The 13,003-nt window shown below is 73.5% G+C and carries 11 protein-coding genes and 1 tRNA gene; 9 read left to right on the top strand and 3 right to left on the bottom strand.

The window, feature by feature from the left end:
- Positions 1–38: 38 nt before the first annotated feature.
- Positions 39–1,328, top strand: a complete 1,290-nt coding sequence (locus tag PZC42_RS01460) for a sensor histidine kinase (RefSeq protein ID WP_277207648.1) — start codon at positions 39–41, stop codon at positions 1,326–1,328.
- Entirely contained in the window at positions 1,325–1,984 is a 660-nt protein-coding gene (locus PZC42_RS01455; RefSeq protein WP_277207647.1) for a response regulator transcription factor, read from the top strand. The genes PZC42_RS01460 and PZC42_RS01455 overlap by 4 nt, the downstream gene beginning before the upstream one ends.
- A gap of 14 nt (positions 1,985–1,998) precedes the next feature.
- On the opposite strand, the gene clpB is transcribed toward PZC42_RS01455, so the two are convergent.
- Positions 1,999–4,638 carry an ATP-dependent chaperone ClpB gene (gene clpB, locus PZC42_RS01450; protein WP_277207645.1) on the bottom strand — a complete coding sequence of 880 codons (2,640 nt, stop codon included), beginning with the start codon at positions 4,636–4,638 and terminating at the stop codon, positions 1,999–2,001.
- A 157-nt stretch (positions 4,639–4,795) separates the two neighbouring features.
- Here clpB and PZC42_RS01445 point away from each other — a divergent pair, with 157 nt between their 5' ends.
- The 4 genes from PZC42_RS01445 to PZC42_RS01430 all read left to right on the top strand — a co-directional run bounded on the left by PZC42_RS01445 (position 4,796) and on the right by PZC42_RS01430 (position 8,836).
- Positions 4,796–5,743 (top strand): LppM family (lipo)protein, encoded by a 948-nt coding sequence (locus tag PZC42_RS01445; RefSeq protein WP_277207643.1) that lies wholly within the window; start codon positions 4,796–4,798, stop codon positions 5,741–5,743.
- 14 nt (positions 5,744–5,757) lie between these two features.
- Positions 5,758–6,723: an alpha/beta hydrolase gene (locus PZC42_RS01440; RefSeq protein ID WP_277207640.1), complete on the top strand. Its 966-nt coding sequence runs from the start codon at positions 5,758–5,760 to the stop codon at positions 6,721–6,723.
- A gap of 77 nt (positions 6,724–6,800) precedes the next feature.
- The gene (locus PZC42_RS01435) at positions 6,801–8,327 is read left to right on the top strand and encodes an AlkA N-terminal domain-containing protein (RefSeq protein WP_277207638.1); all 1,527 of its coding nucleotides are present in this window, start codon (positions 6,801–6,803) and stop codon (positions 8,325–8,327) included.
- A complete protein-coding gene (locus tag PZC42_RS01430; protein ID WP_277207636.1) occupies positions 8,324–8,836 on the top strand; it encodes a methylated-DNA--[protein]-cysteine S-methyltransferase in 513 nt (170 codons plus the stop codon). The genes PZC42_RS01435 and PZC42_RS01430 overlap by 4 nt, the downstream gene beginning before the upstream one ends.
- 7 nt (positions 8,837–8,843) lie before the next feature.
- On the opposite strand, the gene PZC42_RS01425 is transcribed toward PZC42_RS01430, so the two are convergent.
- The gene (locus tag PZC42_RS01425) at positions 8,844–10,076 is read right to left on the bottom strand and encodes a hypothetical protein (RefSeq protein ID WP_277207634.1); all 1,233 of its coding nucleotides are present in this window, start codon (positions 10,074–10,076) and stop codon (positions 8,844–8,846) included.
- The gene (gene dcd, locus PZC42_RS01420; protein ID WP_277207633.1) at positions 10,073–10,648 is read right to left on the bottom strand and encodes a dCTP deaminase; all 576 of its coding nucleotides are present in this window, start codon (positions 10,646–10,648) and stop codon (positions 10,073–10,075) included. Before dcd ends, PZC42_RS01425 begins: the two co-directional genes overlap by 4 nt.
- Before the next feature lie 169 nt (positions 10,649–10,817).
- On the opposite strand from dcd, the gene PZC42_RS01415 reads away from it, so the two are divergent.
- The 3 genes from PZC42_RS01415 to PZC42_RS01405 all read left to right on the top strand — a co-directional run bounded on the left by PZC42_RS01415 (position 10,818) and on the right by PZC42_RS01405 (position 12,982).
- Positions 10,818–10,888, top strand: a tRNA-Gly gene (locus PZC42_RS01415).
- Between the two features lie 109 nt (positions 10,889–10,997).
- Entirely contained in the window at positions 10,998–11,489 is a 492-nt protein-coding gene (locus tag PZC42_RS01410; protein WP_277207631.1) for a DUF6328 family protein, read from the top strand.
- A 158-nt stretch (positions 11,490–11,647) separates the two neighbouring features.
- On the top strand, positions 11,648–12,982 hold the full coding sequence (locus PZC42_RS01405) for a hypothetical protein (RefSeq protein WP_277207629.1): 1,335 nt from the start codon (positions 11,648–11,650) through the stop codon (positions 12,980–12,982).
- Positions 12,983–13,003 lie beyond the last annotated feature (21 nt).

Here is a 13,003-nt window from a genome sequence, read left to right as displayed (position 1 = left end):
ACCTCGGCACTCCACCCGACGGACGAGAGGCAGCCCGCGTGATCGGCCCCCTGCGCCGGCGTCTCGACGCCGCCCACGTCACGACCACCGGCCGCGACGCCCTGCTGGGCGCCGTGGTCGGTGCCGTGACCGTCGCGTTCTTCCTGGTGGTCGAACGGATCGCGTTCGACGAGGTCGTGGCCCCGCTGGTCGGCCAGGGTGCCGACGCCGTGCAGCTCGACGCTGGTGGGCAGGCCGCGGTGATCACCGTCATCCTCGGGCAGGCGATGCTCCTGACCCTGCGCCGACGCAACCCGTTGCTGTGCCTGACGCTCACGGTGGCGGGCCAGCTCGCCCTCGTGGCGGTCCTGCCCCCGCTCATGTCGTTCCAGGCGCCGAGCACCCTGGTCGCGGCGTACTCCGTCGGCGCCTACGTCCCGCGGCGCGCCGCGCTCGGGTGGGCGGCGCTCGCGGCCGCCGCGCAGGCGCTCCTGGGCTTCGTGCTCACCGGACCTGCTCCCGCCGAGCTTCCCGGCGTCGGCTCCGTCGCCACGCAGCTCTGGACCGGGCTGCTCTCGGCGGTGCTCTCGTACGTCGCCGCGACGCTCGTCGGCGCCTACGTCGGCACACGCCGCGAGCTCGAGACCCAGCTGCGCGGACGGGTCGAACAGGCCGAGCGTGAACGCGAGGCGCTCGCCGCGCAGGCGATCCTGGAGGAGCGGGGGCGCATGGCGCGCGAGCTGCACGACGTCGCGGCGCACCACCTGTCCGGGATCGTGGTGCAGGCGGCCGCCGCCGAACGGCTCGTGGACACCGACCCGGCGCGTGCCCGCGAGTCCATGCGCTGGATCCGCACCCAGGGCCGCGAGACGCTCGACGACCTGCGGCTCGTCGTCGGGATCCTGCGGTCGGGCGACGGCCATGACAGCCCGGCGGACGCGCCGCAGCCCACCCTCGACGACCTGCCCGGCCTGCTCGACCTCGCGTGGTCCGTGGGCACCGTCGTCCGGCACGACGTCCGCGGCGAGGCCTGGGACCTCCCCTCGAACACCCAGCGCACCGTCTACCGGGTCGTCCAGGAGGCGCTCGCGAACGCACGCCGCCACGCAGCCGGGAAGCCCGTCGACCTCCAGCTCGACTACCGCCGGGACGAGCTCGCCGTCACCGTGCGCAACCCGGCCGCGGGCCGGGCAGCCCGCCCCGCCGCACGAGGGCACGGCATCATCGGCATGTCCGAGCGCGCGGCCGTCGTCGGCGGCACCCTGACGGCCGGGCCGGTGTCCGGCAACGCGTGGCGGGTTCGTCTGACCGTGCCGCGGGGTGGCCGCACAGACCTGGAGGAACCGTGACCCGTGTCGTGCTCGTGGACGACCAGGCCGTCGTCCGCGCCGGGTTCGCCGTCATCCTCGGCCACGAGGGGATCGACGTCGTCGGCGAGGCCTCGAGCGGCACCCAGGCCGTCCGGGTCGCCCGCGAGCTGCGACCCGACGTCGTGTGCATGGACGTGCGGATGCCCGGCGGCGACGGCATCACGGCGACGCGCGAGCTCGCCGGTCCCGCCGTCGTCGACCCGGTGCCCGTGCTCGTGGTCAGCACGTTCGCGCTCGACGACTACGTGTTCGGTGCCTTCGAGGCGGGCGCCAGCGGGTTCCTCCTCAAGGACGCCGAACCCGACGTCCTGGTGGACGCCGTCCGCCGTGTGGCCGCCGGCGACGGGCTCGTCGACCAGTCGCTCACGCGGCGCGTGCTCGACGAGTTCTCCCGCCGCCGCGCCCCCGCCGCCCCCGACGAGGACGCGGCCGGCCTGCTGACCCCGCGTGAGCTCGAGATCGTCACGCTCCTGTGCCGGGGGTCCTCCAACGCGGAGATCGCCGCCGCGCTGCACCTGGAGGCGAGCACCGTGAAGTCCCACCTCGGCCGCGTCATGACCAAGACGGCGACCCGCGACCGCGTGCAGCTCGTCGTGTGGGCGTTCGAGCACGGCATCGCGGCCGCGGGGCGCTGAGCCGGGCGCGCCGATCAGGCGTTGAGCACCTCGGGGGCGACGGTGAGCCCCGCGCCCTCGGGGTCGCGGTCGACGACGACGACGTCGCCGTCGGCCACGTCGCCCGACAACAGCTGCTTGGCGAGCCGGTCGCCGATCTCTCGCTGCACCAGCCGCCGCAAGGGCCGGGCGCCGTACGCCGGGTCGAAGCCCTCGAGCGCCAGCCACTCCCGTGCCGCGTCGGTCACCGACAGCGTGATGCGGCGGTCCGCGAGCCGGGCCGCGAAGGCTGCGACCTGCAGCTCCACGATCTGCCCGAGCTCCATGATGGACAGCGCGTCGAACACGACGACGTCGTCGAGCCGGTTGAGGAACTCCGGCTTGAACGCCGTGCGCACGGCGGTCAGGACGTTCTCCCGCTTCGTGGCGTCGTCGAGGGTCGGGTCCACGAGGAACTGCGAGCCGAGGTTCGACGTCAGCACCAGGATCGTGTGGCGGAAGTCGACCGTGCGGCCCTGACCGTCGGTCAGCCGGCCGTCGTCGAGCACCTGCAGCAGGATGTCGAAGACCTCGGGGTGCGCCTTCTCCACCTCGTCCAGCAGCACCACGGAGTAGGGCCGACGCCGGACCGCCTCGGTGAGCTGACCACCCTCCTCGTACCCGACGTATCCCGGGGGTGCCCCGACCAGGCGGGCCACCGAGTGCTTCTCGGAGTACTCGGACATGTCGATGCGCACCATGGCGCGCTCGTCGTCGAACAGGAAGTCCGCGAGCGACTTCGCGAGCTCGGTCTTGCCCACGCCCGTCGGGCCGAGGAACAGGAACGAGCCCGTCGGCCGGTCAGGGTCGGACACGCCCGCCCGCGAGCGCCGCACGGCGTCGGAGACGGCCTCGACCGCGTTGCGCTGCCCGATCAGCCGCTCGCCGATCACGTCCTCCATGCCGAGGAGCTTCTCGGACTCGCCCTGCAGCATGCGCCCGGCGGGGATGCCGGTCCAGGCTGCGACGACCTCGGCGATCTCGCCGGCGCCGACCTTGTCGGCGATCATCGGGTCCTCCTGCGCGACGTCCGCCTCGCCCGACCCGGTGGCCGCCACGGCGCGTTCTTCCTGCTCGGCCTCGGTGAGCTCGCGCTCGACGGCGGGGATCTCGCCGTACTGGACGCGTGCGGCACCCTCGAGGTCGCCCTCGCGGAGCTTGCGCTCGGCGTCGACCCGCAGTTCGTCGAGCCGGGCGCGCAGGTCGCCGACCCGGTTGTGGCCGGCTTTCTCCGCCTCCCAGCGAGCCGTCAGCGCGGCGAGCTGCTCGCGCCGGTCGGCGAGGTCGGCACGCAGGCGCTCGAGACGCTCCTGGGAGGTGGCGTCGGCCGCGTTGTCGGCCTCGGACAGCACGACCTCCTCCATCTCGAGGCGTGTGACGGCACGCTGCAGCTCGTCGATCTCGACGGGCGAGGAGTCGAGCTCCATGCGCAGCCGCGAGGCGGCCTCGTCGACCAGGTCGATGGCCTTGTCGGGGAGCTGCCGACCGGAGACGTACCGGTCGGACAGCGCGGCCGCCGCCACGAGCGCGGAGTCGGCGATGGTGACCTTGTGGTGGGCCTCGTACCGCTCCTTGAGCCCTCGCAGGATCGCGACGGTGTCCTCCACCGTGGGCTCGCCGACGAAGACCTGCTGGAAGCGCCGTTCGAGGGCCGGGTCCGTCTCGACGTGCTCGCGGAACTCGTCCAGCGTGGTGGCGCCGACCATCCGCAGCTCGCCGCGGGCGAGCATGGGCTTGAGCATGTTGCCCGCGTCCATGGCTCCCTCGCCGCCGGCGCCCGCGCCCACGACGGTGTGCAGCTCGTCGATGAAGGTGACGATCTCGCCGTCGGACGAGGCGATCTCCTCCAGGACGGCCTTGAGCCGCTCCTCGAACTCGCCGCGGTACTTCGCTCCCGCGACCATGCCGACCAGGTCGAGCGCGACGAGGCGCTTGCCCTGCAGCGACGTGGGCACGTCTCCGGCGACGATGCGCTGCGCCAGCCCCTCGACGACGGCCGTCTTGCCGACGCCGGGCTCGCCGATGAGCACGGGGTTGTTCTTGGTGCGGCGCGACAGCACCTGGACGACGCGCCGGATCTCGGCGTCGCGGCCGATGACCGGGTCGAGCCTGCCCTCCCGGGCCCGGGCGGTGAGGTCGGTGCCGTACTGCTCGAGCGCCTTGTACGTGCCCTCGGGGTTCGGGCTGGTGACGCGGCCGGAACCCCGGACGGCGGGGAGCGCGGCGCGCAGCGCATCGGCGGTGGCACCCGCGGCCGTCAGCGCCTGGGCGGCCGAGGACTGCCCGGCGGCGAGCGCGATGAGCAGGTGCTCGGTCGAGACGTACTCGTCCCCGAGCGCCTCCGCCTCCTGCGCGGAGGTGGTCAGCGCGGACTGCATCGAGCGCGACGGCGCGGGCTGGGCGACACCGTCGCCGCTGACGGTGGGCAGCGCCACCAGCGCGGCGCGCGTCTTCTGGCCGATCTGCTGCGGGTTCGCGCCGACGGCCTCGAGCAGCCCGACGGCGACGCCACCGGTCTGCTGGAGCAGCGCGGCGAGCAGGTGCGCGGGCTCGAGCTGGGGGTTGCCGGCAGCCGATGCCGACTGCACGGCGTCGCCGATGGCCTGCTGCGACATCGTCGTGAACTTGGTGTCCATGGATCCTCCGGGTCCGCTCAGGAAGGTGGGTGCTGCTCGGAATCAACCTCTGCAAAGTTGAGTCTATTCCACTCAACCCTGCGCTCGCACGGTCGCACGGCCGCGCAACGGCGCCCCTGCGGGTGCCGGCGCCACCGAACTGGGCGATGCTGGACGGGTGCAGACACACACCCGAGGCCGGCCTCGCCTCCGCACCGCCACCGTCGCCCTGCTCTCCGCCGTCGGCCTGCTGGCCCTCGCGGGCTGCCTGAAGATGGACATGGACCTGACGCTGAACGAGGACGACACGGTCTCCGGGTCGTTCACCATGGCCTTCGCGGACCAGCTCGCCGAGTCGATGGGCATGGACCCCCAGACGCTCTGGGACCAGGCGGGTGACGAGGTCGCCAGCGACCTGCCCGACGGTGCCACGCAGGAGCCGTACGCCGACGGCGAGTACACGGGCACCACCATGTCCTTCACCGACATGCCGCTGGACGAGCTCTCCGGCGCCGGCACCGACGAGCTGTCCATCACCCGCGACGGCGACGAGTACGTGGTCGAGGGCACCATGGACATGTCCGACGACACCGGCCAGCTCGACTCCATGGCGGCGGGCATGGCCGGCGCGTTCGACGTGCGGATCGCCGTGACGTTCCCGGGCGAGGTCATCGAGTCGAACGGCACCGTGGAGGGCAGCACCGTCGAGTGGCGTCCCGCGATGGGCGAGAGCACCGAGATCTACGCCCGCGGCGAGGCCAACGGCGGCCTCGGGTCCGGGGGCTTCCCCTGGTGGATCGTCGGCGTCGTGGTCGGGCTCGCCGTGATCGCCCTGGTCGTGCTCCTCGTCGTCCGCAACAACCGCAGGGGCCGGCCCGTCACGGAGGCCATGGGCCCCGGGGCCGTGACCCCGGGCACCACGCCCGTCCCCGACCCGTACACCCCCGGTGGCCCGCCGCAGCCCGGCCCGCCGCTCGGCCAGCCACCCCTCGCCACGCCGGGTCGGCCGCCGCAGGCCTCCCCACAGCCTCCCGCGGAGCCACCGCACCCGCCTCAGACAGGACCGGGCGGGCCGCCCGACCCGGAGCAGGACGGTCCGGAGCAGGGTCCCGCCGCGCCGCGCTGAGTAGGCTCGGCGGGATGACGGCCCCCCTCACGCACTCCTCCGAGCCTCGCTGGAACGCTGACCTCCTGGGCGACGGCTTCGAGGCCTGTACCCTCGCGCTGCCCGACGGCGCCGAGACCACGCTCGTGCGGTACACGCCCTCGGTGGCGCCCGACGACCGGCCGGCCCGGGTCGCCGTCCTGGCGGTCCACGGGTTCGTGGACTACTTCTTCCACCCGCACGTGGCCCGCGAGCTCGCCGCCGCCGGGTACGCGTTCTACGCCGTCGACCTGCGTGGGCACGGACGGTCGTGGGAGGCCCATGCCGCCGCGGGGCGCGACCCGAACCAGGTCCCCGACATCGCGGTCTACGCCCAGGACCTCGACGCCGCCGCCGCGGTGGTTCGCGACGCCGGGCACGAACGGCTCGTGGTGCTCGGACACTCCACGGGTGGCCTGATCGCCCCGCTGTGGGCCGCCGGGCGCCCGGGCCGGGCCGACGCCCTGGTGCTCAACAGCCCGTGGTTCGCGCCCAACAGGCCCCGGGTCACCCGCTGGGCGGCGACGGCGATGGTCGAGGCGGTCGCCCCCGTGGCACCGCGCGCCGTGGTGAGCCACCTCGCCCCGGACTACGCCGTCGCCCTGCACGCCGAGCACGGCGGCGAGTGGCAGTTCGACCCCGCCTGGAAGTGGCACGAGCCCTTCACCGTGCGGGCCGCGTGGCTGCGTTCCGTCCTACGCTCCCAGCGTCGGCTCGCCCGCGGTCTGGACCTCGACGTCCCGGTGCTGGTGCTCTCCTCGGACCGGTCCAGCCACGACGAGCACCTGACGACCGACAGCGTGCTCGACGTGGCGCACATACGCGGGCGCGCCCCGATGCTCGGCGACGACGTCAGCTACATGACGATCCGTGGCGGCGCCCACGACCTGGCGCTCTCCCCCGCCCCGGCCCGCGACGAGTACCTGCGTGCCGTCGTCGGATGGCTCGACGCCTCCGTCTGAGGGACGGCACGCGCGCCGTCACCGTCATGTCCGATTCCCGCTAGCCGACGCCGGCCGCAGCGCGCGAGGATGGGTACGTGACCCTCTCAGCCACCGCACCGGACCCGGTGTTCACCGAGCGCTACCGGGCGATCGCCGCCCGCGACGCCCGGTTCGACGGCCAGTTCTTCACCGCCGTGCGCACCACCGGCATCTACTGCCGCCCGTCGTGCCCGGCCCGCACCCCCCGGCGCGAGAACGTCACCTTCTACCTGACCAGCGCGGCCGCCCACGACGCCGGGTACCGCGCCTGCAAGCGCTGCCTGCCGGAGGCCACCCCCGGCACCCCGGCATGGGACCTGCGCGGAGACCTCGCCGGCCGGGCCATGCGTCTCGTGACCGACGGCGTCGTGGACCGCGAGGGCGTCGACGGACTGGCCGCGCACCTCGGGTACAGCACCCGGCACCTGGCCCGCGTGCTGCGCGAGGACCTCGGCGCCGGCCCCCTCACGCTGGCCCGGGCCCACCGGGCACAGACCGCCCGGACGTTGCTGACCAGCACCGACCTTCCCGTGGCCGACGTCGCGTTCGCCGCCGGGTTCGGCAGCATCCGCCAGCTCAACGACACCGTGCGCGAGGTCTTCGCGACCACCCCGACCGCTCTGCGCGCCCGGCGCGCCGTCCCGGCCACCGAGGCCTCCGCAGGCCCGGCCGACCGGGTGCGCCTCGACCTCACGCTGCCCGTCCGTGAGCCGTTCGACGCCGTCGGCACCGTCGCCTACCTGGCCGCACGAGCCGTCGACGGGGTGGAGACCGCCACGACCGACGGCCCGGACGCGACGTACGCCCGGACCCTCCTGCTGCCGCGCGGCCCGGGCGCGGTGCACGTGACCGCCGGTGCCGCCGTCGGCCCCGGCCGCGTCGCACTGTGCCTGGAGCTCACGTCCCTGCAGGACGTCGCCACCGCCGTCGCCCGGGTGCGGCGCCTGCTCGACCTGGATGCCGACCCCGTCGCCGTGGACACCGCGCTGGGCGCCGACCCGGCGCTCGCACCGAGCGTCGCCGCGGTCCCCGGCACCCGGGTGCCCGGCGCCGCCGACCCGCACGAGCTCGTGGTGCGCGCGATCGTGGGGCAACAGATCTCGGTCGCCGCGGCGCGCACGCACCTCGGCCGGCTCACCGCCGCGGCCGGTACGCCCTACACCTCCGGGTTCGCCGGGCTGACACGACTGTTCCCCACCGCGGCGCAGGTCGCCGACGACGGCGGCACCCACCTCGCGCTGCCCGCCCGGCAGCGGGAGACGGTCACCGCGACCGCGCGGGCGCTGGCCACCGGCGAGCTCGCCGTGGACGTCGGCGCCGACGTCGCCACGCTGCGGGCCGACCTCGAGGCCCGCCCCGGGATCGGTCCCTGGACGTCCGGATACGTGGCCCTGCGCGTGCTCGGGCACCCGGACACCTGGCTCACCGGCGACGTGGCGCTGCGAGCCGGCGCCCGCGCGCTCGGGCTGCCCGCCGACCACCGCACTCTCGCCGAGCGCGCCATGACCTGGGCGCCCTGGCGCTCCTACGCCGCACGGCACGTCTGGCGTGCCGCCGCACCCACCGGAAGGACCTCCGCATGACCGTCTCGACCACCCTCGACACCCCGGACGGACCGTTCACGATCGTCGCCGACGACGGCGTGGTGCTCGCCTCGGGCTGGACCGACGACGTCGCCTCGCTGCTCGCGCTCGTCCACCCGGACCTGCGTCCCGTCCTGCCGGTACCCGCCGTGCCGACGTCGGACCCCGACGTGTCCCGACCCGCCGCTGCGGTGCGGGCCTACTACGCCGGCGACCCGACCGCCGTCGGGCAGGTACCGGTCCGGCAGCGTTCCGGGCCGTACCGCCAGCACGCCTGGGAGGTGCTGCGGACCGTCCCGGCCGGAGACCGGGTGACCTACACCGAGTACGCGGACAAGACCGGCCGCCCGGCCGCCGTGCGCGCTGCCGCCGGGGCCTGCGCCCGCAACGCCGCCGCACTGTTCGTCCCGTGCCACCGGGTGCTGCGCAGCGACGGCACGCTCGGCGGATTCCGCTACGGGCTGCCGATCAAGGAGTCGCTGCTCGCCCGCGAGCGCGCCGCGGCCTGACCGGCGTCTACAGGTCCTCGGGCGCGAGCAGGAACTCGGACTCGTCGGCGATCTCGCCGCCGACCGCCGCCTGGATGGCGGCCGCCACCCTCCCCACCAGGTCCGCGGCCCGCTTGCGCGCCACCACGAGCGCCGCCTGCGGGAACTCCCGCTGCGCCTCGTGCTGGTCCGGCGGGTCCCAGACGACCCGGTAGCAGATCGCGCCGCCCGCGGCCCACGGCAGCTCCTTGACCAGCAGCGGCAGCACCTCGTCCCCGCTGACCTCGACGGTGACGTGGCCGTCGTGCCCGAGGTCGATCGTCAGCCCGTACCCGTCCAGCACGACCGGCTCCTGGAGCGCGGCGATGTCGACCTCGTCCGCGCGGGCGTGCAGCTCGCGGCGCACGTCCGGGTCCATCTTCTCGCCCGGGTAGAGCGGCTTCTCGGCGATCCCCGCGGGCGGGCCCTGGTAGTCGGCCCCCTCCGTGGCGAGCACGACGCGCGGGTGCACCTCCTGCAGCACGCGGTGCGCGGCCTGGGGGTCCAGCCAGATGTCGGACCAGACGGTGAGGTCGACGGCGGCGCCCGGGTCCGGGGTCAGGACCACTCCGGCGCCGGCGCCACGCCGCGCCTCCTCCGCCGGGTCCCACAGCGCGGCGACGTCGAGCCGGGCCGAGCCACCGAGCCGACGGGCCGCCGCGACGAGCCACGCCACGACGCGCTCCTCCTCGCGGTTCGGCAGCCCTGCCGGGAACGAACGGGCGATCCCGTCGCGGTCGCCGCCGCCCGGGACCGGCGCGTCGTCCCACCGTTCGCGGGGCGCCACCACGTCGAACACCATCGCCGTACCACCGGGCAGGCCGAGCTCGAAGCCGTCGCCCTGGGGCGCGTACGGGCCGTGCACGTGGCTGTGGCGGGTCAGGCGCAGCACCCCCGGCTCCCCCGGGGCCGCGATCCGGCCCGCCGGGAGGTCGGCCCCGGGCAGCGATGCCGGGACCACGTCCCAGCGGGCGCCCGTGAACCGGGACATCGCCAGCACCTCGACCTCGTCGACCTCGACGTCGGCGGGCACGGCCAGCAGGTGGCGGGCCTGGTGCCCCTGGGTGGTCGCACGTGGCAGCGGTGGCAGGGACGAGGACAACTGCTTGGCCATCTGGTGGAGCTCCTTCCGGGACCGGTTCGCCGCGTCGTGCCCGGTCATGGAGCCCGCGCGGCGGGACCGAGCGTACCGACGTCGGCCACCGGAGTAGTAGGCGCTCATACGTCGGAACGGTGGAAGGACTGCCAGGACCGGCTCGCCGTCGGTCCCCGCTGCCCCTGGTAGCGCGACCCGTAGCGCTCGGAGCCGTACGGGTGCTCGGCCGGCGAGGAGAGCCGGAAGAAGCAGAGCTGGCCGATCTTCATCCCCGGCCACAGGGTGATGGGCAGGGTCGCCACGTTGCTCAGCTCGAGGGTCACGTGCCCGGAGAACCCCGGGTCGATGAAGCCCGCCGTGCTGTGCGTGAGCAGGCCGAGCCGACCGAGGCTGGACTTCCCCTCGAGCCGCGCGGCGACGTCGTCGGGCAGCGTGACGGCCTCGTAGGTGGAACCGAGCACGAACTCCCCCGGGTGCAGCACCATCGGTTCGCCGGGGTCGACCTCGACCAGGCGGGTCAGCTCGGGCTGCTCCTGCGACGGGTCGATGAACGGGTACCGGTGGTTGTCGAACAGGCGGAAGAACTTGTCCAGCCGGACGTCGATGCTCGACGGCTGGACCATCTCCGGGTCGTAGGGGTCCAGGGCGACGCGCCCGGCGTCGAGCTCGGCACGGATGTCGCGGTCGGAGAGCAGCACGTGGACACGGTAGTCGGCCGCCGGACCGCGTGCACCGCGGTCTCGCGGGGCGGGTCGCCTGCTGCGGCGTGCCCGGTTTCGGCGTGAGGCGGGGTGTTGGGTATGATCGGGACGCGCGTCGTCGTGGCGGCCCTCCGAGAGGTCGGCCGCTCACGTGAAGGACGATCGTGCGGGTGTAGTTCAATGGTAGAACTTCAGCTTCCCAAGCTGATAGCGCGGGTTCGATTCCCGTCACCCGCTCCGCTCCGAGAGGCCCGGCCGTCATACGGCCGGGCCTCTCGTCGTCGCTGCGTCGTGACGCTGCCGGTGGCACGATGAGGAACCCACCAGCCGGCGCGGAGGAGGACCGATGGCCCAGACCGCCGGGATGCCGGAGCCCCGCCCGGACGGCCGCAGAGAGTCGCCGGAGGAGCGCTCGGACCGCAACTGGGTCGAGCTCCTCCAGGAGCTCCGGGTCATGCAGACCGGCGTGCAGATCCTCACCGGCTTCCTGCTCATCCTGCCCTTCCAGCCGCGGTTCCAGGACCTCGACGCCTTCCAGCGCAACGTCTACCTGGTCGACCTGCTGGCCTGCATCCTCACCACCGGGCTGCTCGTCGCACCGGTCGCCATCCACCGGGCGCTGTTCCGCAGGCACCTCAAGCAGTCGATCGTCACCGTCGGCGACCGGATGACCCGTGGGGCGCTGGTGCTCCTCGCCGTCGCGCTCTCCTGCACTGCCCTGCTCGTGTTCGACGTCGTGCTGGACCGGACGGCCGGCCTGGTCGTGGGTACCGCGTGCGCCGTGCTGCTGCTCGGGCTGTGGGCCGTGCTGCCCGCCGTCATCCGACACCGGCACTGACGCGCCTGCGTCCCCGGACGGCCCGAAAAAGCCATTGGCCTGACTTTCCAGGCGAAATGGACATTGTTGCTCGACGCGCACCTTCCACCTTTCGTCGATACGCTCCGACAAATCGATGTCAATCGGTACGGGGGCCCGGTATGTCGCTTCGTCTTGCAGTGATCACCACCATCGTGGGGGCGCTCCTCGCGGTCGACGCGACCTCCGCGGCAGCGGCCCCGGACCTGCGTGAACCGCACGTCGACACCCCCGTGACCTGGGAGTCCTCCGTGGACTCGTCACGGTACGGACGATCATCGGCCAACGACGGCACCCGCGCGCTGGCGACGGCGTCGACGACGAGCAAGAAGCGGCACTCCGTGCAGGTCGTCATCGCGACCCCCAAGAACATCCCGAAGAAGCGCGTGACGAAATGGGTACGTGACTCCGACGTCGACCGATTGCTGAGAGAGACGTCCGCCTACTGGTCGGAGCAGTCCGGCGGGAAGATCACGTTCGCGCGCTCGGGAAGGGTGCACCGCATCAACACCGGTGACGGGGCGTGCCGCACCACGAAGCAGGTCCTCAAGCAGGTCAAGCGAGGCGGCGCCAAGCACTACGGCAAGGGCTGGTACTCCTCGAGCAACCGCGGCCCCGACCGCCGCGCGCACCTCGTGGTGCTCTACCCCTACGGCAAGGGCGACTTCGCCGGCGGCTCGCGCTACGCCACCACCTGCGGCGGCAAGGTCGGCCTGGCGTCGATGCCCTCGAAGGCCGGACGCGACTCGCCGGGCGGGTGGACGTTCTCGCTGTTCGGCGGGCCCAACGGCTACAACGCCAAGCAGCGGTGGAACCACGGCCAGTACAAGAAGGGTGTCTCCACCCTGGCGCACGAGCTGGCGCACAACATGGGGCTCGACCACTCCGGCGTCGGCTGGTGCCAGGGGAAGGCCGACGGCGACTTCCGGAGCTCGCGCTGCGGGGCTGTCGAGGGTCTCGACCCACTCGACCTGATGGGGGCGGAGTTCGCCGCCAACGGGATCCCCTCGCTCTCCGGCGCCCACAAGCGCCGGCTCGGCGTCCTGCCGAAGTCCGAGCAGCGGTTCGTCGGCAAGAAGGGTGGCAACCGGACGGTGCTCATGACGGCCCGGCACCGGGACACGAAGAGACCGACCCTGGTCCGCGCCCGCGACCCCCGCACCGGGGACGTGTACTTCATCGAGCTGCGGAGCAAGGAGCCGGGGGTGAGCTATCCATACACACGCCTGCCCTACAAGGCGAACTCCAACTACACCGTGCGGTACGGCATCAGCGTCAGCCGCATGGCGGGCGGGGGGTCGACGTGGGCCTACCCGGGCGAGCACCTCATCGTGCCGATGGGTCCGCAGTCGAACCGTCGCTCCCACATGTGGCAGGGGCAGACCTTCACGACCCGCAGCGGCGGGATGAAGATCAAGGTCGTCAACGTCGCCAAGGGAAAGAAGAACGCGAAGATCCGGATCACGTTCCCCTGAGCATCCTCGGAGCGGGACCTC

Origin of the sequence: Isoptericola croceus, from assembly GCF_029382255.1 — a bacterium.
In the GTDB taxonomy this organism is placed as follows: domain Bacteria; phylum Actinomycetota; class Actinomycetes; order Actinomycetales; family Cellulomonadaceae; genus Isoptericola; species Isoptericola croceus.
The sequence above is the reverse complement of the archived record's forward strand: the minus strand, read 5'-3'. Positions and strand labels throughout refer to the sequence as shown.

What these genes read in the sequence shown, in the direction of transcription:
- clpB (WP_277207645.1), bottom strand. Translation starts at nt 4,638, where the DNA reads ATGGACACCAAGTTCACGACGATGTCGCAGCAGGCCATCGGCGACGCC.
- PZC42_RS01440 (WP_277207640.1), top strand. Translation starts at nt 5,758, where the DNA reads ATGACGGCCCCCCTCACGCACTCCTCCGAGCCTCGCTGGAACGCTGAC.
- PZC42_RS01430 (WP_277207636.1), top strand. Translation starts at nt 8,324, where the DNA reads ATGACCGTCTCGACCACCCTCGACACCCCGGACGGACCGTTCACGATC.
- PZC42_RS01425 (WP_277207634.1), bottom strand. Translation starts at nt 10,076, where the DNA reads ATGAGCGCCTACTACTCCGGTGGCCGACGTCGGTACGCTCGGTCCCGC.
- PZC42_RS01410 (WP_277207631.1), top strand. Translation starts at nt 10,998, where the DNA reads ATGGCCCAGACCGCCGGGATGCCGGAGCCCCGCCCGGACGGCCGCAGA.